Origin of the sequence: Pseudomonas sp. NPDC086112 (assembly GCF_044746425.1) — a bacterium.
Classification (GTDB): Bacteria; Pseudomonadota; Gammaproteobacteria; order Pseudomonadales; family Pseudomonadaceae; genus Aquipseudomonas.
The window spans coordinates 1-22,871 of sequence record NZ_JBIVCD010000046.1; the positions used below are offsets into that span (position 1 = coordinate 1).

Below are 22,871 nucleotides of genomic sequence, written 5' to 3' on the forward strand. Positions count from 1 at the left end.
CGGCCGTCTGGAAATGTCTCGTCAGCGCCTGCGTCCATCGCTAGGCGAAAGCAGCGGCATCGTCTGCCCGCGTTGCAACGGCACCGGCATCATCCGTGACGTTGAATCGCTGTCGCTGGCGATCCTGCGCCTGATCGAAGAAGAAGCCCTGAAAGACCGCACCGCCGAAGTTCGCGCACAAGTGCCGATTCCGGTCGCAGCTTTCCTGCTCAACGAAAAACGCAACTCGATCACCAAGATCGAACTGCGCACCCGTGCCCGCATCGTCATTCTGCCGAACGATCACCTCGAAACGCCGCACTTCGAAGTTCAGCGCCTGCGCGATGACAGCCCGGAAGCCGCGGTCGGCCAGTCCAGCTACGAAATCGCCGCTGCCGCTGCCGAGGTCGAAGAAGTCCAGCCAGCCGCCGCGACCCGCACCCTGGTTCGCCAGGAAGCCGCGGTCAAGACGGCTCCGGCCCGCGCCAACGCTCCGGTTCCGACCGAAGTCGTCGCGGCTCCGGTGGCTGCACCGGCCGTTGCCCCAGAGCCAAGCCTGTTCAAAGGCCTGGTGAAGTCGCTGGTCAGCCTGTTCGCCACCAAGGAAGAGCCTGCTGCGCCGGTTGTGGTTGAAAAGCCAGCCACCGAACGCCCTGCTCGCAACGAAGAGCGCCGTAACGGCCGTCAGCAGAGCCGCAACCGTAACGGTCGCCGCGATGAAGAGCGCAAGCCTCGTGAGGAACGTGCACCGCGTGAAGAACGCGCACCACGTGAGCCACGTGAAGCCCGCGAAGAAGCTCCAGCAGTTGCCCAGGAACGCGCTCCGCGCGAAGAGCGCGCACCACGCGCCCCTCGTGAAGAACGTGCACCGCGCGCCCCGCGTGAAGATCGCAAGCCACGTGGCGAGCGTGAAGAACGTCCGGTTCGTGAACTGCGCGAGCCTCTGGATGCCGCTCCGGCCGCCGCTGCCAACGCTGAAGAGCGTCCAGCCCGTCAGCCACGTGAAGAACGCGCTCCACGCCCTCCGCGTGAAGAACGTCAGCCACGTACCGAGCAAGCCGTTGCTGCCGTTGCTGAAGAAGAGTTGACCACCAACGAAGAGCAACTGCAGGAAGACGGTCAGGAAGGCGCCGAAGGCGATCGTCCGCGCCGCCGCTCCCGTGGCCAGCGTCGTCGCAGCAACCGTCGTGAGCGTCAACGCGATGCCAACGGCAATGTGATCGAAGGTTCGGAAGAGTCCGAATCGGCTGAAAACGCCGAAACGCCAAGCGCTGCCGATCTGGCCGCCGGCCTGGCTGTTACCGCAGCCGTTGCCAGCTCCGTGATCAGCGCGCCTGCTGAAGCACAAGCCAACGAGCAAGCTGAACGCGCCACTGCCGCCACGCTGGAAACTGCTCCGGTTGAAGCGCCAGTTGTTGAAGCAACCACACCAGTAGAAGTCACCGCTGCTCCGGAAATCGAAGTAGCACCGGTTCGTGAAGCCCAGCCTGAAGTTGAAGCTGCCGCTGAGCCGGCCGTCGTCGCTGAACCAGTGGCTGCTACCGAGCCTGTGGTTGAAGCGCCGGCCGAACCGGTACGTGAAGTTCGCGAAGAGCAAACCACGTTCAACTGGGTTGCCGAGCCACCTGTAGCGGTCGAAGCGCCAGCGCCAGTCGCTGAAGCTCCGGTTGCCGAAGCCATGGTCTCCGAGCCAGTGGTTGCTGCTGCCGAGCCTGCTCCAGCGGTTGTTGAAGCGCCCGTTGTTGCCGAAGAGGCTGTACCGGTGGCTGAAGCCGCCCCTGTCAGCGCTCTGACCCCAAGTGGCCGTGCGCCGAACGACCCGCGTGAAGTACGTCGTCGCAAGCGTGAAGCCGAGCGTCTGCAGAAGGAAGCCGAACTGGCTGCCGCTGCTGCTCCGGCCGCTGCCGAGCCAGCCCCGGTTGTTGCTGAAGTTGTCGAGGCAGCCCCTGCCCCGGCCGCTGAAGTCCCTGCCGAACCGGTTGAATCCGCGTTCGACGAAGCACCGCGCTCCGTTCAGGAAGCGGTGGAGCAACACGAGCAAGCCCAGGAAAAAGAGCACGAGCCTAAACCCCTCGCCTGATTCCATCGGCCATTAAAAAGCCCCGCCTGGTGATCCCAGGCGGGGCTTTTTTTATGCCCGAAAACAACACACATACCCTGTGGGAGCGGGCTTGCTCGCGAAAGCGGTTTAACATTCAACATCTATGCAAGCAGGCCCACCGCTTTCGCGAGCAAGCCCGCTCCCACATTAGATCTGCGCCAAAGCTACTTAAAGGTCAATGCAGCAGGCACATCCACATCCCACAACACCCCGGGGTCCTCCACCGCCACCTCGACCACCCTCGCCTGTGCGAACAGCGACCTGGCCCCGTGATCACCGGTCAATGCCATCAACCCTGGACCAAAGCTTCGCCCGAATCCCACCGGATGCCCATATTGCCCCTCATGGACCGGCACGCTGATGGCATCATCGGCAATATTCGCGACAACCCGCTCAATGCTGGACGGCAGGATAAACGGCATATCCCCCAGCACGATCAGCCAGCCACCGAGTTGTGAGCACGCCGCCACACCCGCCGCAATGCTGTCGCCCAGACCGGTCGACTCGATCCGCACAATTTCACAACCATAAGCCTGAGCCATGCGAATCACTTGCGGGCGATCCGCCGTGGTCACTAGCACGCGCTTCTCAAGCGTGGCCGGCAGATTTACCAGCACCTGCTCGATCATCGAATGCACGGTGACGCCGTCACGAGCGGTGCAATCCACCAGCAGCTTGTCCTTCTCGTCGCCCGCCACCTGTCGAAACCGACTGCCCTGCCCTGCGGCCAGAACGATAACGCCAATGGAGTCGCTCATACGCCCTCCTGCAACGGCCTCTTCTGTTTCAGCTCGACGCCGTTCTTGATCGCCACAATTTCGGCCAGCAGCGACAAGGCGATTTCCGCCGGTGTATGGCTGCCGATGTGCAAACCGATCGGGCCGTGCAAGCGCTCGATGGCCTGTTGTGACAAGCCTAGCTGAGCCAGATTGTCCCGGCGCTTCTGACTGTTGACCCGTGAACCCAGCGCACCAACATAAAATGCCTTGGAATCCAGCGCCGTGAGCAGCGCCATGTCATCCAGGCGCGGATCGTGGGTCAGCGCAATAATGGCTGTGCGCTCGTCGGTCTGGATGGTCAGCACCGCTTCGTCGGGCATGCCCGGGACGAAGCGACCGTGTTGCTCTTCCCAGCCATAGACGAACTCGGTGCGCGGATCGCAGATCAGCACTTCGAAATCCAGCAGCCGCGCCATCTCGGCAACGTAGCGCGACAGTTGTCCGGCGCCGATCAGCAACAGCCGCCAGCGCGGACCATAAATGGCGCGTAAGGTCTGCCCGTCAAACACCAGCGCATCGGTCTTGCTCGCTGGCTGCAGGATCACTTCACCGCTCGCCAGGTTCAGCTCACGCGCAACGATTTCATGGGCCTCGCAGCGCGTCAGCAATTCGGCAACCCACGCCGGATCACCGACTCGCTCCTCGGTCAGGCGCAACGTGCCGCCGCATGGCAAACCAAACCGCGCGGCCTCCTCCCGAGTGACGCCATAGGTAATCAACTGCACCGGCGGCCCCTCGGCCGGGATACGGCCATCGTGCAGCCGGGCAATCAGGTCATCCTCGACACAGCCACCGGACACCGAGCCAATCACCACGCCGTCTTCACGCAAGGCCAGCATGGCGCCAGGTGCCCGGGGTGCGGTGCCCCAGGTCTGGACCACGCTGTACAACATCACCCGCTGACCGGCGCGGCGCCATTCCAGCACGCTGCGCAGGACGTTCAGATCGACGCTGTCCATCAGGCTTGCGCCTTCTGCCAACCTTGCAACTGATAGCGTACCGGCAGATTACGGATGCGCTTGCCGGTGGCGGCGAAGATCGCGTTGCACAGCGCTGGCGCAATCGGCGGTACGCCCGGCTCACCGACTCCGCCCAACGGCACATTGCCCGGTGGCGTGACCAGGTGCACGGCGACTTCCTTCGGCGCCAGGGACATGCGCGCCACTTCGTACATGTGGAAATTGTCCTGCTGAACCTTTCCGTCCTTGAAGCTGATCTCCCCCAGCACCGCGTTGCCCAGCCCCATGACACAGGCGCCTTCGAACTGCGAGCGAATCCGCTCGGGGTTGATCTGCGGGCCGCAATCCACGGCGATGTCGGCCTTGTGCACGATCAGCGTGCCATCGTCTTTGACTTCCACCTCGATCACCGCCGCCACATAAGTGACAAAACTATAGTGCACCGCCAAGCCCAAGCCTCGGCCCTTGGGCAACTCACGCCCCCAACCGGCCGCTTTGGCGGCGGTTTCCAGCACGGTGCGCATCCGTGCAGTGTCGATTGGATAACGCTCAGGAGATTCGCCGTAGTTCCACTCTTCACTCAAGGTGCGCGGATCGATCTGACGGTCCGGCCCGAGCAATTTGACCTGGTACTTGAGTGGATCCTGGCCAGCCTTATGCGCCAGTTCATCGACAAAACTCTGAATCGCAAAGCCGTGGGGAATGTTCGACACCGAGCGATACCAGCCGACCCGGGTGTGGACTGTCGCTTCGGGGTTTTCCAGGCGCACGTTGGGAATCGCATAAGCCATGTTGGTAAAGCCCATGCCCAGCTCGAAAGCCGCCTCATGGTTCATGCCCGGCGCGAACAACGCGGTGATGCTTGGCGCCACCGTGCGGTGCAACCAGCCGGACGGCAGGCCGTCCTTGTTCAGGCTGGCCTTCAGGTATTCGGCCGATACGGTGTGGAAATAGGAGTTGTGGATGTCGTCTTCACGGGTCCATTGCACCCGCACCGCCTTGCCCGGGAACTCCTTGGCCAGGATCGCCGCTTCAACGACGAAGTCCGGCTTGGACTTGCGACCGAAACCGCCGCCGAGCAAGGTGACGTTGAACGTGACGTTATCGAATGGAATGCCGAGGCGTTCGCCGATCCGTTCGCGGGTGACTTGCGGCGCCTGGCTTGGAGCCCAGGCTTCGCACACGCCGTCCTTGAAACGGGCGATGGCGACCATCGGTTCCATTGGCGATTGCGCCAGGTGCGGCAGGTAGTAAGAGGCTTCGAGGGTGCTGTCGGCACTGCTCATGGCCTGGTCGATGCTGCCGGTATTGCGCACCACTTTGCCGGGTTTGAGGGACGCTGCTTCGAGTTCCTTGCGGTAGGCGATCGAGTCATAACTGGCGTTGGGGCCGTCATCCCATTCGATTTTCAGCGCTTCGCGGCCCTTGATCGCCGCCCAGGTATTGCTGGCCACCACGGCCACACCACCCAAAGGCTGAAACTCAGACGGCAATGGACGGCTTTCGACTTGCAGGACCTTGATCACACCCGGGACTTTCATCGCGGCGCTGGCATCGAAGGATTTGACCTTGCCGCCATAGACCGCTGGACGCGCGATGGTGGCGAAAAGCATTCCGTCGACATGCACATCGGCGCCGTAGACCGCCCGACCGTTGACGATGTCCGCACCGTCGATGGCCTTGGAGCCTTCCTTGCCGATGTAACGGAATTCCGATGGTTGCTTGAGCCGCAGGCTGTCGCGGGCCGGTACCGCCAGTGCCCCGGCAGCAGCGGCCAATGCGCCGTAGCCCAGTTCACGACCGGTCGGTTGGTGAATGACTTTATGCAGTTGCGCATGGCACTCGCTGACCGGCACTTTCCACTGCGCGGCGGCGGCTTGCTCAAGCATGGTCCGCGCGGCAGCCCCGCAACGGCGCATCGGCTCGTACCAATGACGCATGCTGCGCGAACCGTCGGTGTCCTGGTTGCCGAAACGCACTTCGTCGCCCGGCGCCTGTTGCACTTTGACCAGCGCCCAGTCGGCGTCCAGTTCATCAGCTACTACCATGGTCAGGCTGGTGCGTACGCCCTGACCCATTTCCGAGCGGTTGCAGACCACGGTCACGCTGCCATCGGCGGCGATGCTGACGTAAACCTTTGGATCATCGATCCAGCCGTTGGGCATGCCGTCGGCGCCGAACTTCTTGTCTTTTTCGGCGGCAAGCGCGTCCTGCCAACCCCAACTGGCAGCCAGCACCAGGGCACTGGTGGCGCCCACGCCTTTGAGGAAGCCACGGCGGCTGAGGTTACTCAGCGCAAAATCATTGGGAAGCTGACTCATGCCTTGGCCTCCTTCAGGTGAGTGGATGCCTGGCGGACGGCGGTCTTGATCCGGTTGTAGGTGCCGCAACGGCAAATGTTACCGACCATCGCCTCTTCAATCTGCTCGTCGCTGGGGTTCGGATTGGTTTTCAGCAACGCTGTGGCCGACATGATCTGCCCGCCCTGGCAGTAACCGCACTGGGCCACGGCGCTGTCGAGCCAGGCTTGCTGGACGACTTTGCCAACCGGGTCGGCGTGCAGGTTATCGATGGTGGTGACGTTCTGGCCGACTACCGAGCCAATCGGCGTGATGCAACTGCGCGCAGGCGCGCCGTCGATATGAATGGTACAGGCGCCACACAGGCCCATGCCGCAGCCAAATTTGGTGCCGTTGTAACCGGCCACGTCACGGATCGCCCAAAGTAGCGGCATGTCCTCGGTGACATCGAGTTGATGATCTTGATCATTGAGTTTCAGGGTAATCATGGGCACGCCCGCATAGTTATAGAGGTTATGGGGTCGAGCAATCTGCCGCGTGGGTTCCTTCACGCAGATCGACTCAGGCTAATGGGCTCTCTTATGCGGACGGCAACGTCTGCACCGGGCCTTTGGTGGAGCAAATGCTTGCATCGTTAGGTAGCTAAGTTAACCCAGCATTAACAAAAAAGCCCTGCACATTTGAAGATGTACAGGGCTTTGAAATCAGCCGTGAAAGCGTAGCCTCAATACCGATTGGGCTCCATTTCCAGGTCGACGTGAAAACGTTCTGAAATGTCTTTTTGAATACGCTGCGCCAGACTCAACAATTGCAGGCCCGTTGCGGTGCCGTAGTTGACCAGCACCAGCGCCTGGAATTTATGCACCCCGGCATCACCGTCGCGAAAGCCTTTCCAGCCGGCCCGTTCGATCAGCCATCCCGCCGCCAGTTTCATTTGCCCGTCGGGTTGCGCGTAGGCCACCAGCTCCGGGTATTGCTCCTTGAGTTGCGCGACCAATGTCGCCGGTACCAAGGGGTTCTTGAAGAAGCTGCCGGCATTGCCGAGCACCGCCGGATCCGGGAGCTTTTCGTTGCGAATGCTGCAAATGGCCTGGCTGACATCGGTAGGCGTCGGGTGATCGATGCCCAGCGATGTGAGACGCTGGCGAACCGGACCGTATTCCAGGTGCAGGTGCGCGGTGCGCGTGAGGGTGAAACGCACCCGCAGGATCAACCAACGCCCCGGCTCCTGTTTGAACAGGCTGTCGCGGTAGGCGAAGTTGCACTCGGCCAGCGTGAAGTCCCGTAGCTCGCCGGTCTGGCGATCGAGGGCCGTCAGGCCGGCAAAAACGTCTTTGATCTCGACACCGTAAGCGCCGATGTTCTGCATCGGTGCCGCGCCCACGGTGCCGGGAATCAGACTGAGGTTTTCCAGTCCCGCCAACCCTTGCGCCAGGGTATGTTGCACAAACGGATGCCACGGCTCGCCCGCCTCGGCTTCGATCACCACTTGGTTACCGTCATCGCTCAGCAGGCGAATCCCTCGTGTGGCCATGCGCAGCACCAGCGCCTGCACATCGGCGGTCAGCAACAAGTTGCTGCCGCCACCGATCACCAGCACCGGCACATCATGTTCCAACCCATAGGCCAGCGCTTCGCGCACGTCGGCATCGCTATGGGCTTCGGCGAACAGCCGGGCCTGAACATCCACGCCAAAGCTGTTGAACGGCTTGAGCGATACCTGAGCTTGTATCTGCAAACTCATAACCGGCCCTTCAATTCGATGACCAGCAGATCGCTGGCGCGCTCGATCAGGTCCAGTACCTGTTCGAAACCCTGGTCGCTGTCGTGATAAGGATCCGGCACTTCATCGATTTCCGACTGGTAGCGACGCAGGAACAGGTCCAGCTCGGCCTTGCCCTTGGCCGGTTGCAAGGCCTTGAGGTGGCGCAGGTTGCTGTTGTCCATCGCCAGAATCAGGTCGTAGGTGGCGAAATCGGCACGGCTGACTTGCCGCGCGCGTTGGGCGGACAGGTCGTAGCCACGCAGTTTCGCCGCGGCCTGGCTACGCTTGTCCGGGGCCTTGCCGACGTGCCAGTCACCGGTGCCGGCGGAAGCCACTTCGACTTGATCGGCCAGCCCCGCCTCACGCAGTTTGTGCCGCAACACGCCTTCGGCCGTAGGGGAACGGCAGATATTGCCCAGGCAGACGAACAGAACCCGCATCAGGCCTCCAGCAAGCGACGAACGCGCTCGAGGTCTTCAATGGTATCGACGCCGGTAGGCGGGGCGATCAGCGCATCGGCCACGTGAATCCGCACGCCGTGCCAGAGCGCCCGCAGTTGCTCCAGAGACTCGGTGTTTTCCAGCCAGCACGGGCCCCAGGTGACGAAGTCATGCAGAAAACCGGCGCGATAGGCATAAATGCCGATGTGGCGGCGATACGGCACGCCTTCCGGCAATTGCTCGCGGCTCTTGGCGAAGGCGTCGCGAGCCCACGGCAAGGTGGCACGACTGAACGTCAGCGCCAGGCCATTGAGGTCGCTGACCACCTTGACCACGTTGGGATTGAACAGGGTTTCCACGTCTTCGATCGGCTCGGCCAGGGTGGCCATGCGCGCTTCGGTGTGGGCGCCCAGGTTGGCGGCAACCTGATCGATCACGCTCGGCGGAATCAACGGCTCGTCGCCCTGAACGTTGACCACGATGGCGTCCGGTGCCAGGCCCAGTTTCGCTGCGACTTCGGCCAGACGGTCGGTGCCGGAATTATGGTCTTCGCGCGTCAGCACCACTTCGGCACCAAAGCTTTTGCAGGCCTCGACAATGCGCGCATCGTCAGTGGCAACGACCACGCGCTGGGCACTGCTTTTGCTCGCTTGTTCCCAAACATGCTGGATCATCGGCTTGCCGGCGATCAGCAGCAGGGGTTTGCCCGGCAGACGGGTGGAGGCATAGCGCGATGGAATGACAACGGTAAAGGCTGTGGTCATTTATCCAGACGCTCGTCGGTGGTCAGGGTGCGCGCTTCGCTTTCGAGCATCACCGGGATGCCGTCGCGAATCGGGTATGCGAGGCCGGCGCCTTTGCTGATCAGCTCGGTTTTGTCGGCACTGAGCTTGAGCGGGCCTTTGCAGACCGGGCAAGCGAGGATATCGAGCAATTTGGTGTCCATGAACATTCCCTGGATAGAAACGGATTTAAGGCAAAAGACGAGCCGGCAACAGGCGCATCAGCTGCGTATCGAACCAGGCCACGAAGGCCGGCGATGGCGCAGCATCGACCGCCAGGTACCACCAATCGGCGGCGGCGAAGGCACGGCACTTCACCGCGTCTTTTTCCGTCATCACCACTGGCAATGACGGTGTGAAATTCAAGGCCTGCACGCTGTACTCGGCGTGGTCGGCAAAGGCATGCGGCACTGGCCGCCAGTGTAGCGTTTCGAGGGTCGTGAAGAAACGCTGGGGATTGCCGATCCCGGCCACGGCGTGAATGGCCTGGCCTGGGGGGAAGTGGTCAAGGGGCCGGCGTTCGCCGCTTTGCAGATTGACCAGTGCCGTGGGTTGCAGCTGGAAGGCAAAACCGTCGATGCGGTCGGCCGTGGCACCGTTATAAAGCACCGCATCGACGCTTTGCAGACGCTCGATCGGTTCACGCAACGGCCCGGCCGGCAGGCAGCGCTGGTTGCCCAGCCCCCGGGCGGCATCGATCAGCACCAGTTCCAGGTGCCGGGCCAGCCGGTAATGCTGCATGCCGTCGTCGGAAAGGATCAGGTCCAGCGGCTCGCTCGCCAGCAAGGCTTTGACTGCGCGGCTGCGGTCCGGGTCGATCATCAGCGGCACGCCAGTGCGCTGGACGATCAACAATGGCTCATCGCCCGCCACGTCCGCACCTTGATCCGCCTCGACCCGCCACGGCAATTGCGCAGGTTTGGCGCCGTAACCACGGCTGACGACGCCAACTCGCAAACCGCTGCGCTGGCAATGCTGGATCATCCATAGAATCAGCGGCGTCTTGCCGGTGCCGCCCACCGTGATGTTGCCGACCACGATCAGCGGCACCGGCGGCTGATAGATCTCGCCCTCACCCGCCAGAAAGCGCTCGCGCTTGCCGATGACCACACGCCGATACAGCCATTCCAGGGGCTGCAACAGCTTCAGCGCCGGATGGCCTTCGTACCACGCAGCGAGCAATCGATCGGACATGGCCATCAGGATGCCGGCGCCGCCTCGACAGTGGTCATGCGCAAATGACTGAAACCGAGTTTGCCGGCAGCGTCCATTGCAGTGATGACGGACTGATGGGGGGTCTTGCCATCAGCGCTGATGGACAACGGCAGGTTGGTATCGCCGTTGGATTCTTTCTGTAGCGCTTCCATCAGGCTGGTCAGGTCATTCTTGGGCAACAATTGGTTGTTGACCGAGAACACCCCTTCGGCGCTGATGGCGATGTCCAGTTGCTTGGCCTGTTGGTCTTCGGCCGGGGAACCGCTGACCGCTTCCGGCAGGTCGACGCGCAACTGGGTTTCACGGGTAAATGTGGTGGTCACAACGAAAAACAGCAGCAGGATAAACACCACGTCGATCAACGACGCGAGGTTGATGTCTATCGTTTCCCGTGGTTTACGACGGAATTTCACGCTTTGCCCTCAGCCAGATCCACGTCGCGGTCACCCTGCACCACCTCGACCAGCTTGATCGCTTCCTGCTCCATGCCTACCACCAGCTCATCTATGCGGCGTTGCAGGAAGCGGTGGAAGAACACGGCCGGAATACCGACCATCAGGCCTGCAGCGGTGGTGATCAGCGCCTTGGAAATACCACCGGCCAGTACCGAGGCGTTGGTACCCATGCCCGTGCCCATGAATGCACTGAAAATATCGATCATGCCCAGCACCGTACCCAGCAGCCCCAGCAACGGGGCCATGGCGGCGATGGTGCCGAGGGCATTGATGTAGCGTTCGAGCTCGTGAATCACCCGCGCAGCGGCTTCTTCGATGCACTCTTTCATGATCTCGCGGCCATGCCTGGAATTCGCCAGACCGGCGGCCAGGATCTCGCCCAACGGAGAGTTGGCACGCAGTTCCTTGAGTTTTTCTTTATTGAGTTGTTTGTCCTTGATCCAGACCCAGACCTGCCCGAGCAAATGCTCCGGGGTCACGCGGCTGGCACGCAGGGTCCACAGACGCTCGGCAACGATCGCCATGGCCGCGATGGAACTCAGAATGATCGGCAGCATCATCCAGCCGCCGGATTTGACCAATTCCCACACAGTGACAGTCCCCTCGAAAAGTGCGCCACTCTAACATAGGGGGTGGACGCACCGAAGACCGCGATGTCGTATCCGGTCGGGCTTCGACAGTTCGGGTTACTGGCTGGATGGTGGCAGATCACGCCAGAAGCGCCGTTCTTGAAGCATCGTCCACGGCGGCTTAAAGTGCCCCAGTTGCAGACGAATGGCACCTTGCTCGGCGCTGTCGTAGATCGCCACCCCGCGCTTTTGATACCGCGCCACGACCGTGGGATGGGGATGACCGAAAGAATTGCCATTGCCACGGGAGATCAGCACCGCTTTGGGTTGCAATACGCTGAGCAACGCCATCGAAGACGAACTGCGACTGCCATGGTGCGGAGCCTGCAACCAATCCGTCGGCACCGCCAATGGACCGTCGAGCAGCGCCCGCTCGGCCGAGCTATCGATATCACCGGTCAGCAGCAACCGCTCGCCATTGGCCTCGATCTGCAGCACGCAGGATTTCTGATTGCTGTCGCTGGCCAATGACCACTGCCAGAGTTGAAACTTCACGCCGTCCCAGGTCCATTGCTGACCGCTCTCGCAGCCCTCGGCCTGCAATTCGTCTGGCAGGGCCAGGTGATCGCCACTCAGGACTTGCTTCACGGATATTGCGTTGGCAATGGCTCGCGCACCGCCGGCGTGATCGGCGTCGGCGTGGCTGATCAGCATCAGATCGAGGCCGTTCACGCCTAGTTTGCGCAATGATGGCAGTACCACCCGCTCACCCAGGTCGATATCGCCGAACCTCGGCCCGGCGTCATACAGCAAGGTGTGATGGCGGGTACGCACCAGGATTGCCAAACCCTGACCGACATCCAGCTGCCAGACCTCGGCCATGCCTTCAGGCAACGTGTGCCGGGGCGAAAAAACCAGTAACAGCAACATCGGCCAGCCCAACGGGCGCAACGGCACGCCTCGCGGCAATAACAGCAGAAAAGCCCCCAGAGTGCCGAGCGCCCATACCCACAATGGGACCGCCACCGGTACCCACGCGGGCAATTGCCCGGCGATCAACGCCAACCCCTTGAACAAAAGATCGATCAGACCGCCGGCCAACCACAGCAATCCTTCGCCCACATAAGGAACGGGCAACAACATCGTCCCAAGCAAAGCCGGCGGCAGGACCACCAGGCTGACCCAGGGCACCGCCAGTAAATTGGCCAGCGGCCCGCTGAGACTGATCGGCAACCCCAGCACCAACAGCAGTGGGCACAGACCGATCGCGATCAGCCATTGAGCGCGAGTCCAGGTTTGCCACCAGCGCCACGCCCCCAATCGGCCGCCAAAAGTGAAAATAAGCACCGCGACCGCCGCAAAGGACAACCAGAAACCCGGTTTCAGACTCGCCAGCGGGTCCAGCAGCAAAACACCGTCAAGCGCCAACAGCAGCGGCCACCATGCGCCGAGGTGACGAAACCGTAGTCGCCACAACAGCACCAGACCGATCATCAGGCAGGCCCGCCGCACCGGCACCTCGAAGCCGGCCAGCAGCCCATAACCGAGCGCCGCCGCGAACGCCAGTCCGCATGCCCATGGCAGCCACGGCAAGCGCTTGGGCCATAAGCCATAACGCGCCAACCCGGCAATCAGCAGATACACCACTCCCGCCAGCAAACCAATGTGCTGCCCGGAAATCACCAACAGATGCACGGTGCCGGTGTCTTGCAGCACCTGCCAGTCCTCACGACTCAGCCCGGCGCCATCCCCGAGCACCAACGCCGTCAGCGCACCCGTTCGTCCCTGGGCATCCACGGTCTGCAAACGCTGACGGATGCCGTCGCGCCAGGCCCATTGCGCGTCCATCAGTCGCTGGCCATCCTTGACGGTCCCGGTGGCGCCGATATGCCGGGCCAGTAACCAGGCGTCGTAGTCGAACGCATGCGGGTTGAGCAACCCGGCAGGACGCTTCAATTTGACCGCCAGCCGCCAATGCTCGCCGCTGTTGACGGGCGGCCCGCCATACCAGGCCAGCCGCAGGTGCCGAGGCAGTCTGGTGCGACGCGACTGACTGTCCGTCAGTTCGAAACGCACTACGCCCTCGGCCTGCTGCGGCAACCCGGTCACACGACCTTCGAGCCAGCGAGTCTCGCCATCAAGCGTCGCTGCCAGGCGATCATTCAGCGCCCACTGTGCATTCGCGCCCGCCCAACTGAAACCGAACAGCAAAAATGCCAGGGGGAAGGTGCGAAACGGCAGCAACATCAAACCCGCTACCGGCAACAACAGCCACAACCCCGCCGGCGGTAATACCGGTAAAAAACGCAGGGCCAACAGACCCAACGCCAGCGCCATCATCCCTGTGCGCATAAGCCCGTCCTTGAGAGTTCCAGCCCTAGGCTTAGCCGATGCGCCGCACGTCTGTCGTTATCAATTGTCACAAAGTCTGAATGGGCGGTTCGTAGAATCAAGACATACTTGCCGTCTTAACCGACCGAGAAGCCTTATGCCCCGGCGCTTGTTCAAACGTTACATGCCAGACCCGACCAGCATCAGGGAACACAAATCCTTACGCTTTCTCGGCACCCTGCTGCATGACCCGAACCTCTGGCACCTCAATCGCCACTCCGTCGCGCGGGCCATGGCGGTCGGTCTGTTTGCGGCATTCCTGCCCATCCCGTTGCAGATGCTGTTGGCGGCCATCCTTGCCATTGTGGTACGCGGCAACATGCCGATTGCCGTCAGCCTGGTCTGGCTGACCAACCCGATCACCATGCCGGCGGTGTTCTTCTGTACTTATCAGACTGGTGCCTGGCTGATGGACGTCCCCGCCCGCAGCCTGCCGGATGAGCTGACCTGGGAATGGATCAGCGGCGAACTCTCGAGCCTGTGGCAACCGTTCTTGCTTGGCTCGGTGGTGACGGGGTTAGTGCTGGGTGCCCTCGCTTATTGCCTGGTGATGATGTACTGGCGCTGGTGGGTGAGTCGGCAGTGGAAGCGGCGTAAGCGTAGCCGGATGTAAGAATGCAAAACGGCCTCCAATGTGGAGGCCGTTTTTTTGCAGTGTTTGTGCTGACGCCTTCGCGAGCAAGCCCGCTCCCACATGGGTTCGGTGTTAATCACAAAATATGTGGGCAACACCAATCCTGTGGGAGCGGGCTTGCTCGCGAAGCAGGCGACGCGGTGTTCCTTAGGTACGCATCCCACGCCCACTCACCAGCAACCGCGCACAACCGATATACAGCACAACGGTCGCTATCAGCATGAAGGTGATCGCCACGCTGATCTTGATGTCCGACACACCAAGGATGCCGTAACGGAAGGCGTTGACCATGTGCAGCACCGGGTTGGCCAGCGACACGGTCTGCCAGAATGGTGGCAGCAAGCTGATCGAGTAGAACACCCCGCCCAGGTAGGTCAACGGCGTCAGCACGAATGTCGGGATGATCGAGATATCGTCGAAGTTGCGCGCAAATACCGCGTTGATGAAACCCAGCAGCGAGAAGATCGTCGCCGTCAGCACCACCACCAGAACGGTCACGCCCAAGTGATGCACCTGCAATTGAGTGAAGAACAACGACAGCAGGGTCACGATGATCCCGACCATCAACCCGCGCAGCACGCCGCCCAGGGTGTAGCCGATCAGAATCGTATGGGGCGACACCGGCGACACCATCAATTCTTCGATGGAACGCTGGAACTTGCTGCCAAAGAAACTCGACACCACGTTGCCGTAGGAGTTGGTGATCACCGACATCATGATCAGCCCCGGCACGATGTACTCCATGTAGGTGAAACCACCCATGTCGCCGATCTGCCGACCGATCAGATTGCCGAAGATCACGAAGTACAGAACCATGGTGATGGCCGGCGGCAGCAGGGTCTGTGGCCAAATCCGGGTGAAGCGTTTGACCTCACGGTAGACGATGGTATTGAGGGCAACGAGGTTGGGTTGCAGCTCGGAACTCATACCGCCACCTTCGACAGATTCTTCTCCACCAGGGACACGAACAACTCCTCGAGGCGATTGGTTTTGTTACGCAGGCTCAACACTTCGATGTTCTGCTGCGCCAATTGGGTGAACAGCGCGGTAATGCCCATGGCCTTGTCGACCTGGACTTCCAGGGTATGACTGTCGATCAGTTTGGCCGGGTAGCCGAGCAACTGCGGGGCCACTTGCAACGTATTCTTCATATCCAGCAGGAAGGTTTCGACATGCAGCTGGCTGAGCAACTGCTTCATGCTGGTGTTCTCGACAATGGTGCCGTGGTCGATGATGCCGATGTTGCGGCACAACTGCTCAGCCTCTTCCAGATAGTGGGTGGTGAGGATGATGGTGATGCCTTTCTTGTTCAGTTCGGTGAGGAAGGTCCACATCGAGCGACGCAATTCGATGTCCACCCCCGCCGTCGGTTCGTCGAGGATCAGCAGGCGCGGTTCGTGAACCAGCGCACGGGCGATCATCAGTCGGCGCTTCATGCCGCCAGACAGGGAACGTGACGGCACATCGCGCTTGTCCCACAGGCCCAGTTGGGTCAGGTACTGCTCGGCGCGTTCCTTGGCGATTTTCGCCGGGATGCCGTAGTAACCGGCCTGGGTCACGACAATGTCGAACGTCTTTTCAAACTGGTTGAAGTTGAATTCCTGGGGCACCACGCCAATGCAGCGCTTGAGCGCCGCCGGTTCCTTGTCCAGGTCATGGCCGAAGATATTCACCGTCCCGCTGGTCTTGTTCACCAAGGTCGAGAGAATGCCGATGGTCGTGGATTTGCCGGCGCCGTTAGGGCCGAGCAAGGCGAAAAAGTCACCTTCGGCGACGTCCAGATCGATACCACTCAAGGCCTGGAAACCGTTGCCGTAGGTTTTGGTTAGCTGCCGGATGGACAGAGCGGAACTCATATCGGATTACGCACCAAGAAGGGAAGAAAGGAATAAATAAGGGCGGGCGGCGAGCAATGCAACCGCGGCGCATGAGCGCAATGGTGCTTGTCGCTGCCGCACAAGTACAGTCAAGCGTGTCGATAGTGAGTATTAAGTCAACGCGGTCATGACCGCCTTCTGATAGGCCGGACGCTGTTTCAACCGCGCATACCAGGCTTGGAGATGAGGCAGCGGCGCGCGCTCGATCGGCATCTCGAACCAGGCATAAATGAAACTGCCCAAGGGAATGTCGCCCATGCCGATCTCATCGCCGGACAGGTACGGCTTGGCCGCCAGCGCTTGATCGGCCATCGACAGCAGAGCGTCACACTCCTTGATCGCGGCCTTGATGGCCGGCCAGTCCTGCTGGTCTTCCGGGGTGCGCAACACGCCCCAGAACACCGTGCGAAACGGGGCGGCAAAACTTGAGGTGGTCCAGTCCATCCACTTTTCGGCAGAGGCTCGGGCTTGCAGGTCTGTCGGATACCAGGCAGTACCGCTGGCATGACGGGCCATCAGGTAACGGACGATGGTGTTGGACTCCCACAGCACAAAACCGTCGTCTTCGATCACCGGCACGCGGCCGTTGGGATTCATCGCGCGGTACTCAGGCGTGTCGACTACACCAAAGGCGCCGCCGGCATCGATGGCTTCATAGGCCAGGCCCAGTTCTTCGGCCGCCCACAACGGCTTCCTGACATTCGACGAATTTTTCCGACCCCAGATCTTCAGCATGACCGCCCCTTTTTGGATGAATGCGCAGGCAGCATACGCCGGATCAGGCGCGACTCAAATCGCTCTGCATGTCCCCCAACAGCACCGACAGCTGCTCGCCAAACAGATGCGGATAGCACTTTTCCAGGTGTTCGAAAAAGAACGCTTCAGGCACATCGGTGAACTGGCCGTGATCGATCAGGTACTCCATCAACTGCGCGCCGTCACGGTTGAAGGGGTGGAACACGCTGTCGTTGATCCCGTCGAACTCCAGCGGCGCGACATTGAACAGTTCGCAGAGTTGTTGATTGAAAGCCGGCGTGGCTTTGACCCAGCGATCGTTCAGATATAACTCGGTGTAGCCGTGCATGGCGAACACATCGCTTTTGAGCAGTTCGAGCAGACGCGGCGTCGACAAATGATTACGCACATCTGCCAGACCGATACGCGCCGGGATCCCGCAATGCCGGGCTGCACCTGCCAACAGCGTGGCTTTGGGCACGCAATAACTCTCCCCCGCCGCCAGCGCATAGCTGCCGCGCAAGGTTTCTGGATCGCGGCTGAAGGTGTAAGGGTTGTAGCGTACGGCCTCACGTACTGCGTAATAAAGATTGATCGCCTGTTCGAGCGGATCGCGCCCGGCGCCACGATGTTTTTCGGCGAACTCCATCACCGAGGGATGGTCACTGTCGATGAAGCGGCCGGGGCTCAGATACGCATGCATGGCAACAATCTCCAGGGGGAAGCCACGAGTCTAGCGACACCTTCAGCACAGAGATAACGACGTTTCGGCCAAATATCAGCGTTTACCGCGCTGTCGATAACAGCACTTAACCGTCCGCCCTCGAAATAACTGACGAATTTCAGCCGTTGCTTCCTACACGCTCAGACTCATGCTCTGGCCCCCCACTTTTATGGATGCCGTCTAAGCTCTGAAAGTGGTTTTGCCCCTGGCTTCATGGAGAATTGAATATGTTGCTGTTGTGGATACTGGTTCTGGTGGTCGGGATTGCCTACCTGGCACATCGCCGCACTGCGCCTCTGCCCGCCTTGGGCATCATTGCGGCCTATCTGCTGGCGATGGGCATCTTCAGCCATGCCCCCGTCTGGCTCATGCTGATTTTCTGGGTGATGCTCGCGGTCGTGACCGCTTTCCTGTTGCTGCCGGATCTGCGCCGAAAACTCTTCACGACGCCAATATTCGGCTGGTTTCAAAAAAACCTGCCGCCGATGTCGCAAACCGAACGTGAAGCCATTGAAGCTGGCACGGTCTGGTGGGACGGCGAGCTGTTCAGCGGGCGCCCGGACTGGAACAAGCTGCTGGCTTATCCAAAAGCGCAACTGAGCGAAGAGGAACAAGCGTTCATCGATGGCCCGACCGAAGAGCTCTGCGCCATGGTCAGCGATTGGCAGATTGGCCAGTTGCTGGATCTGCCGCCCAAGGCTTGGGATCACATCAAACAACATGGCTTTTTTGCCCTGATCATCCCCAAAGAGTACGGTGGCAAAGGCTTCTCGGCCTATGCCCACTCCCAAGTGGCGATGAAACTGGCCACCCGCAGCGGCGACCTGGCGTCGACCGTCATGGTGCCCAATTCCCTGGGACCTGCGGAGCTGCTGCTGCATTACGGCACCGACGAACAACGCAATCATTACCTGCCACGGCTGGCCCGTGGCGACGATATCCCCTGCTTTGCCCTGACAGGCCCGATGGCGGGCTCCAACGTCGGCGGGATGACCGACACCGGGGTCATCTGCAAAGGTGAATGGGAGGGCAAGGAAACCCTCGGCCTGCGTCTGAACTGGGAAAAACGCTACATCACCCTCGGCCCGGTTGCGACCTTGATCGGCCTGGCCTTCAAGGCCTATGACCCGGACCATCTACTGGGCGACAAAGTCGACCTGGGGATCAGCCTCGCCTTGATTCCAACCCAGACCCCCGGTGTAGAAATCGGTCGCCGTCACCTGCCGCTGGGCGCCTCATTCATGAACGGCCCGAACTCCGGCAAGGATGTGTTCGTACCGCTGGAATTCATCATCGGCGGTCAGGAGATGCTCGGCGAGGGCTGGATGATGCTGATGAACTGCCTGTCGGTCGGGCGTTCCATTTCGCTGCCTGCCATCGGTACCGCTGCGGGCAAGTTCACCAGTCTGGTGACGGGCCAATACGCGCAGGTTCGCGAACAATTCAACGCACCGCTGTCAGCCTTCGAAGGGATTCAGGAAGCACTGGCGCGGATCGGCGGCAGTACCTGGCTGATGGACAGCGCACGGATGCTCACCGCCAACGCGGTCGACCTCGGCGAAAAACCGTCGGTACCTTCGGCCATTATCAAATACCACCTCTCTGAACGCGGCCGCGAATGCATCAGCCACGCCATGGATGTTCACGGCGGCAGGGCCATCATCATGGGCCCGAACAACTACCTGGCGCGTGGCTGGCAAGGTGCGCCCATTTCCGTCACGGTCGAAGGTGCAAACATCCTGACACGCAGTTTGATGATCTTCGGCCAGGGCGCTATTCGCTGCCATCCGTTCGTGCTCAAGGAAATGGCCCTCGCCCATCGCGAAGACAAACAACAGGCACTGATCGAGTTCGATGCACTGCTGCTCGACCACATTGGTTTTGCCGTGTGCAACGCCGCCAGCACGCTGGTGCTGAACCTCGGCCTCGGGCATTTCGAACACATGCCCGGGGACAGGCTCAGCCAAGGCTATTTCCGCGCCCTCAACCGTCAGGCCGCGGCCTTTGCCTTGCTTGCAGACCTGAGCATGATGCTGCTGGGCGGTGATTTGAAACGTCGCGAACGGCTGTCCGCACGTCTGGGCGATGTACTCAGCTACCTGTATCTGGCCTCCGGCGCACTCAAGCGTTATCACGATCTCGATTCGCCGGAGCATATGCATCCGCTGTTCGCCTGGGCCATGGAAGAGAGCCTCGGTCAGTCCGAACGTGCGCTGGACGAACTGCTGACCAACTTCCCGAACAAGGTACTTGGATGTCTGCTGCGGGTGATGGTGTTCCCGTTCGGTCGTCGTCACAGAGGCCCGTCGGACAGACTGGCGGCCAATGTCGCAGCCGTCATCGGCCGTCCCAAGGGCGATCCAACGCTTGAGGAGTTACTGGGCGGCTGCTATCGCCCGCAATCACCAGAGGATTCGGTCGGCGCCCTGCAGCACGCTTGCGACTTGTTGAACGCCGCCAAGCCGCTACAGAAAAAACTCAATACGGCACTGAAAAGTCGCCAGGTCAAACCCACTGTCGGAGAGTCTCCCATTGATGCCGCCCTGGAGGCTGGCGTCTTGCAACCGCTTGAAGCCCAGACCTTGCGCGAGGCAGAAGTGGCGCGACGCAAGGTGATTGATGTCGATGATTTCGACCCAAAGGAGCTGGTATTGGCCAAAGGCAAGGTCCGCTGATCCGGCGGACCCTGTGTCTTGCATGGGGCTCTTTAATATGTAAAAAGGGGCGCAGGAGCTTTATACTCCCGCGCCCGTTTTGCTCTTGAGGACTTATCTCGTGTCCAACGTCGTTGCCGATCATCTCGTCTTGCTCGACCACCTGCGCAGCATCCTGGTCGCCGTAGGTGAGGCCGAACAGGTTCCCGAAGAAAGCCATGCCTTGTTCCTGGAGCGCTTCGACGAACTGCGTGCATTGCTGCCGGTCGACCCGATCGAAAGCCAATACCTGGGCCAGGACATTCTGTGTCAGGTGATCACTCGTTATCCGCAAATCGCCCACCTGGTCCCGCGCGACCTGCTGTGGTACTTCGCTGGCGACTGCCTGCATTACATGCCCGATGATGAAATCGACCTGTACCAGGCCCTTGAAGAGCGTCGCTTCGAAGCCGAACAGAACGACGAACCGTTCGACTGGAATCAGGAAAAACAGCTACTGGCGATGTCGAACCAGGACAGCAAGCACTGATTCCACTGTCAGCAAATGCAAAGGCCCGCATGGTTATTCATGCGGGCCTTTTTTTGTGGCATTGCCGAGTGATGTGGTGTTTGGGCTGCCGTCTTCGCGAGCAAGCCCGCTCCCACATTTGATCTTCAGTGGACACAGATTCTGTGTACGACAGAAGTCCACTGTGGGAGCGGGCTTGCTCGCGAAGAGGCCCGTCAAAGCAGCCCATCACTTTCGGGCAACTCATACTCTGCCGCGACCTTGCCCAATGCACCCGGTTTGCCCGGCCTGCTCAAGGTCGGCTCTTTCTCCAGGCATTCCACCAGATAGTCGATAAGCACCCGTAACTTGGGCGGTAGATAGCGGGTGGGCGAATGCAGCAGCCAGGCGCCTCCGTGGTAGGACGCCAGAAAAGTCCAGTCTGGCAGAACCTGAACGATCAGCCCTTGTTCCAGCGCATAACGGGCGGTGAAGTACGGCAGGCTGCCGATTCCGATGTGTTGCAATACCGCGCCCAGCCGCACCCCCGTGTGATTGGCGGCATAACGGCCGCGCACGCCGACGGTCACGGCTTTGCTGCCTTTCTTGAATTTCCAGCGCGCATCGCTCGGGGTTTCGCCCAGATAGATACAGCTGTGGTTGAGTAAGTCGTGGGGATGAGTCGGGGTGCCGTGTTCGGCCAGGTACTGTGGCGTTGCACAGAGTAAATGATCGATGGTCAACAACTGCCGCCCCACCAGCCCCGCGGGCGGGCGGTCGGTAATACGGATCGCCAGATCGACGTTGTCGTCGATCAAATCCACCTGACGGTCCTCGAGCAACAACTCCACATTCACTTTGGGATAGCGCCGCAGGAATTCGGGCATGTGCGGATGAATCACGAATCGCCCGACAGCCTTGGGCACGCTGACACGCACCAGCCCTTCCGCTTCATGGGTGAACTGACCGCTGATTTCCATCACCGACTTCGCCGCGCTGACCATCTCCTGGCAACGCTTGAACACCTCTTCGCCACCGTCACTCAGGCGCAGCTTGCGCGTGGTTCGTTGCAGCAGCCGCGTGGCGAGTGCCTTCTCCAGCCGCGAAATGCTGCGACTTACCGCCGAGGGTGAAGAACCTAATTGGCGTGCTGCTTCGGAGAAACTGCCAGTCTCGACAACCTTGACGAAAATCGCCATTTCACCGAGCAGAGGCAGAGGAAGATTTATGCTCACAGCGCAACAGTCCTTTGATGATTGAACGGATTATCACGCAATTCCACGATTCATATAATAAAAATAGAAACTTTAATAAGAGCATGGAATATGACGCTTCGCCTCTTCTTCCATAGTGATGAGCTCAAGGCCAACGTGGAAGTCCTGGAATGCACACCTCAGGAGAACGAATTCGCTGTGGTGCTGCGGGCCACACTGTTTCATCCTCAAGGCGGCGGGCAACCCTGGGACACCGGCTGGATCGGCGAAAGCCAGGTGATGCGCGTGATTCAGGATCCTGACCGGATCATCCACTTCGTCGACCACCCGGTAAAACTCGGCATGACCCAGATTCGGGTCGACGAGCAACGCCGCCGGTTCAACACGCGCATGCATTCGGCGGGTCACCTGATTGGTCACTTCGTCCAGGCGATGGGCTGGATGCCGATCAAGGCTCATCACTGGCCCGATGAAGGACGCGTTCAGTTCAAACCGAGTGATAGCGCGCAGGAGGTCGATGCCCAGACGATTCAACACGGCATCACGCAATGGATCGCCCATGACCTGCCGCGCCTGACGTCGTTGCGCGAAGGCGCCCGGGAAATCGGTTTCGGTGAACTGCCCGCCTACGGTTGCGGCGGCACCCATGTACGGAGCCTGAAGGATTTGGGCACGGTCACGATCGCTTCCCTTTCACAGAAAAAGGGAACGCTGTCAGTCCACTACAGCGTGGACTGAACATTTGGGCGATGTCGGCCCCGTCATCGCCTGACGCCGGGGGAGCCTGCATTCGCGGGCTCTGTTGACTATC

Annotated in this window: 21 protein-coding genes and 1 pseudogene; 5 read left to right on the forward strand and 17 right to left on the reverse strand. The window is 60.7% G+C overall.

Annotated features, from left to right (window positions below):
• Positions 1-2,059 (forward strand): annotated as a pseudogene (locus tag ACIPLA_RS24390) (ribonuclease E); the annotation flags it as partial.
• 185 nt (positions 2,060-2,244) lie between these two features.
• On the opposite strand, the gene ACIPLA_RS24395 reads toward ACIPLA_RS24390, so the two are convergent.
• The 12 genes from ACIPLA_RS24395 to ACIPLA_RS24450 form a co-directional block, all read right to left on the reverse strand.
• Positions 2,245-2,838: a nucleotidyltransferase family protein gene (locus tag ACIPLA_RS24395; protein WP_401176627.1), complete on the reverse strand. Its 594-nt coding sequence runs from the start codon at positions 2,836-2,838 to the stop codon at positions 2,245-2,247.
• Positions 2,835-3,818: an XdhC family protein gene (locus tag ACIPLA_RS24400; protein ID WP_401176630.1), complete on the reverse strand. Its 984-nt coding sequence runs from the start codon at positions 3,816-3,818 to the stop codon at positions 2,835-2,837. The genes ACIPLA_RS24395 and ACIPLA_RS24400 overlap by 4 nt, the downstream gene beginning before the upstream one ends.
• Positions 3,818-6,139 (reverse strand): molybdopterin cofactor-binding domain-containing protein, encoded by a 2,322-nt coding sequence (locus tag ACIPLA_RS24405; RefSeq protein ID WP_401176633.1) that lies wholly within the window; start codon positions 6,137-6,139, stop codon positions 3,818-3,820. The genes ACIPLA_RS24400 and ACIPLA_RS24405 overlap by 1 nt, the downstream gene beginning before the upstream one ends.
• Positions 6,136-6,606, reverse strand: a complete 471-nt coding sequence (locus ACIPLA_RS24410; RefSeq protein ID WP_401176636.1) for a (2Fe-2S)-binding protein — start codon at positions 6,604-6,606, stop codon at positions 6,136-6,138. Before ACIPLA_RS24410 ends, ACIPLA_RS24405 begins: the two co-directional genes overlap by 4 nt.
• Before the next feature lie 236 nt (positions 6,607-6,842).
• Complete coding sequence (murB, locus tag ACIPLA_RS24415) at positions 6,843-7,862, reverse strand: UDP-N-acetylmuramate dehydrogenase (protein WP_192343986.1); 1,020 nt, start codon at positions 7,860-7,862, stop codon at positions 6,843-6,845.
• The gene (locus ACIPLA_RS24420; protein WP_192343985.1) at positions 7,859-8,323 is read right to left on the reverse strand and encodes a low molecular weight protein-tyrosine-phosphatase; all 465 of its coding nucleotides are present in this window, start codon (positions 8,321-8,323) and stop codon (positions 7,859-7,861) included. The genes murB and ACIPLA_RS24420 overlap by 4 nt, the downstream gene beginning before the upstream one ends.
• Positions 8,323-9,087, reverse strand: a complete 765-nt coding sequence (kdsB, locus tag ACIPLA_RS24425; RefSeq protein WP_218397739.1) for a 3-deoxy-manno-octulosonate cytidylyltransferase — start codon at positions 9,085-9,087, stop codon at positions 8,323-8,325. Before kdsB ends, ACIPLA_RS24420 begins: the two co-directional genes overlap by 1 nt.
• Positions 9,084-9,269, reverse strand: a complete 186-nt coding sequence (locus ACIPLA_RS24430) for a Trm112 family protein (protein ID WP_003179363.1) — start codon at positions 9,267-9,269, stop codon at positions 9,084-9,086. Before ACIPLA_RS24430 ends, kdsB begins: the two co-directional genes overlap by 4 nt.
• Positions 9,270-9,294: 25 nt before the next feature.
• Entirely contained in the window at positions 9,295-10,305 is a 1,011-nt protein-coding gene (gene lpxK, locus ACIPLA_RS24435) for a tetraacyldisaccharide 4'-kinase (RefSeq protein ID WP_401176642.1), read from the reverse strand.
• Positions 10,305-10,733 (reverse strand): biopolymer transporter ExbD, encoded by a 429-nt coding sequence (locus ACIPLA_RS24440; RefSeq protein ID WP_007904055.1) that lies wholly within the window; start codon positions 10,731-10,733, stop codon positions 10,305-10,307. Before ACIPLA_RS24440 ends, lpxK begins: the two co-directional genes overlap by 1 nt.
• Entirely contained in the window at positions 10,730-11,365 is a 636-nt protein-coding gene (locus ACIPLA_RS24445) for a MotA/TolQ/ExbB proton channel family protein (protein ID WP_008067747.1), read from the reverse strand. The genes ACIPLA_RS24440 and ACIPLA_RS24445 overlap by 4 nt, the downstream gene beginning before the upstream one ends.
• A 96-nt stretch (positions 11,366-11,461) precedes the next feature.
• A complete protein-coding gene (locus ACIPLA_RS24450) occupies positions 11,462-13,696 on the reverse strand; it encodes a DNA internalization-related competence protein ComEC/Rec2 (protein ID WP_401176645.1) in 2,235 nt (744 codons plus the stop codon).
• Between the two features lie 136 nt (positions 13,697-13,832).
• Between ACIPLA_RS24450 and ACIPLA_RS24455 the strand changes: the two genes are divergently transcribed.
• The gene (locus ACIPLA_RS24455; protein WP_192343982.1) at positions 13,833-14,348 is read left to right on the forward strand and encodes a DUF2062 domain-containing protein; all 516 of its coding nucleotides are present in this window, start codon (positions 13,833-13,835) and stop codon (positions 14,346-14,348) included.
• Positions 14,349-14,516: 168 nt separating this feature from the next.
• Here ACIPLA_RS24455 and ACIPLA_RS24460 read toward each other — a convergent pair whose 3' ends face one another.
• The 4 genes from ACIPLA_RS24460 to ACIPLA_RS24475 all read right to left on the reverse strand — a co-directional run bounded on the left by ACIPLA_RS24460 (position 14,517) and on the right by ACIPLA_RS24475 (position 17,684).
• Positions 14,517-15,296 (reverse strand): ABC transporter permease, encoded by a 780-nt coding sequence (locus ACIPLA_RS24460; RefSeq protein ID WP_007905224.1) that lies wholly within the window; start codon positions 15,294-15,296, stop codon positions 14,517-14,519.
• Complete coding sequence (locus ACIPLA_RS24465) at positions 15,293-16,225, reverse strand: ABC transporter ATP-binding protein (protein WP_123494600.1); 933 nt, start codon at positions 16,223-16,225, stop codon at positions 15,293-15,295. Before ACIPLA_RS24465 ends, ACIPLA_RS24460 begins: the two co-directional genes overlap by 4 nt.
• Positions 16,226-16,357: 132 nt before the next feature.
• The gene (locus ACIPLA_RS24470; RefSeq protein WP_401176649.1) at positions 16,358-16,981 is read right to left on the reverse strand and encodes a glutathione S-transferase family protein; all 624 of its coding nucleotides are present in this window, start codon (positions 16,979-16,981) and stop codon (positions 16,358-16,360) included.
• A gap of 43 nt (positions 16,982-17,024) precedes the next feature.
• Positions 17,025-17,684 (reverse strand): transglutaminase family protein, encoded by a 660-nt coding sequence (locus tag ACIPLA_RS24475; protein WP_401176652.1) that lies wholly within the window; start codon positions 17,682-17,684, stop codon positions 17,025-17,027.
• Positions 17,685-17,932: 248 nt separating this feature from the next.
• Here ACIPLA_RS24475 and ACIPLA_RS24480 point away from each other — a divergent pair, with 248 nt between their 5' ends.
• A complete protein-coding gene (locus ACIPLA_RS24480; RefSeq protein ID WP_401176655.1) occupies positions 17,933-20,380 on the forward strand; it encodes an acyl-CoA dehydrogenase in 2,448 nt (815 codons plus the stop codon).
• A 100-nt stretch (positions 20,381-20,480) separates the two neighbouring features.
• Positions 20,481-20,888: a PA2817 family protein gene (locus tag ACIPLA_RS24485; RefSeq protein ID WP_007905217.1), complete on the forward strand. Its 408-nt coding sequence runs from the start codon at positions 20,481-20,483 to the stop codon at positions 20,886-20,888.
• Positions 20,889-21,082: 194 nt separating this feature from the next.
• Here ACIPLA_RS24485 and ACIPLA_RS24490 read toward each other — a convergent pair whose 3' ends face one another.
• Positions 21,083-22,081 carry a LysR family transcriptional regulator gene (locus tag ACIPLA_RS24490; RefSeq protein WP_123494604.1) on the reverse strand — a complete coding sequence of 333 codons (999 nt, stop codon included), beginning with the start codon at positions 22,079-22,081 and terminating at the stop codon, positions 21,083-21,085.
• Positions 22,082-22,171: 90 nt separating this feature from the next.
• Here ACIPLA_RS24490 and ACIPLA_RS24495 point away from each other — a divergent pair, with 90 nt between their 5' ends.
• Positions 22,172-22,798 (forward strand): alanyl-tRNA editing protein, encoded by a 627-nt coding sequence (locus ACIPLA_RS24495; RefSeq protein WP_401176659.1) that lies wholly within the window; start codon positions 22,172-22,174, stop codon positions 22,796-22,798.
• Positions 22,799-22,871 lie beyond the last annotated feature (73 nt).

Coding starts and splice junctions, on each gene's coding strand:
- ACIPLA_RS24475 (WP_401176652.1), bottom strand. CDS start 17,684: ATGCATGCGTATCTGAGCCCCGGCCGCTTCATCGACAGTGACCATCCC.
- ACIPLA_RS24450 (WP_401176645.1), bottom strand. CDS start 13,696: ATGCGCACAGGGATGATGGCGCTGGCGTTGGGTCTGTTGGCCCTGCGT.
- ACIPLA_RS24430 (WP_003179363.1), bottom strand. CDS start 9,269: ATGGACACCAAATTGCTCGATATCCTCGCTTGCCCGGTCTGCAAAGGC.
- murB (WP_192343986.1), bottom strand. CDS start 7,862: ATGAGTTTGCAGATACAAGCTCAGGTATCGCTCAAGCCGTTCAACAGC.
- ACIPLA_RS24420 (WP_192343985.1), bottom strand. CDS start 8,323: ATGCGGGTTCTGTTCGTCTGCCTGGGCAATATCTGCCGTTCCCCTACG.
- lpxK (WP_401176642.1), bottom strand. CDS start 10,305: ATGGCCATGTCCGATCGATTGCTCGCTGCGTGGTACGAAGGCCATCCG.
- kdsB (WP_218397739.1), bottom strand. CDS start 9,087: ATGACCACAGCCTTTACCGTTGTCATTCCATCGCGCTATGCCTCCACC.
- ACIPLA_RS24395 (WP_401176627.1), bottom strand. CDS start 2,838: ATGAGCGACTCCATTGGCGTTATCGTTCTGGCCGCAGGGCAGGGCAGT.
- ACIPLA_RS24405 (WP_401176633.1), bottom strand. CDS start 6,139: ATGAGTCAGCTTCCCAATGATTTTGCGCTGAGTAACCTCAGCCGCCGT.
- ACIPLA_RS24460 (WP_007905224.1), bottom strand. CDS start 15,296: ATGAGTTCCGAGCTGCAACCCAACCTCGTTGCCCTCAATACCATCGTC.
- ACIPLA_RS24480 (WP_401176655.1), top strand. CDS start 17,933: ATGTTGCTGTTGTGGATACTGGTTCTGGTGGTCGGGATTGCCTACCTG.
- ACIPLA_RS24470 (WP_401176649.1), bottom strand. CDS start 16,981: ATGCTGAAGATCTGGGGTCGGAAAAATTCGTCGAATGTCAGGAAGCCG.
- ACIPLA_RS24495 (WP_401176659.1), top strand. CDS start 22,172: ATGACGCTTCGCCTCTTCTTCCATAGTGATGAGCTCAAGGCCAACGTG.
- ACIPLA_RS24455 (WP_192343982.1), top strand. CDS start 13,833: ATGCCCCGGCGCTTGTTCAAACGTTACATGCCAGACCCGACCAGCATC.
- ACIPLA_RS24400 (WP_401176630.1), bottom strand. CDS start 3,818: ATGGACAGCGTCGATCTGAACGTCCTGCGCAGCGTGCTGGAATGGCGC.
- ACIPLA_RS24410 (WP_401176636.1), bottom strand. CDS start 6,606: ATGATTACCCTGAAACTCAATGATCAAGATCATCAACTCGATGTCACC.
- ACIPLA_RS24465 (WP_123494600.1), bottom strand. CDS start 16,225: ATGAGTTCCGCTCTGTCCATCCGGCAGCTAACCAAAACCTACGGCAAC.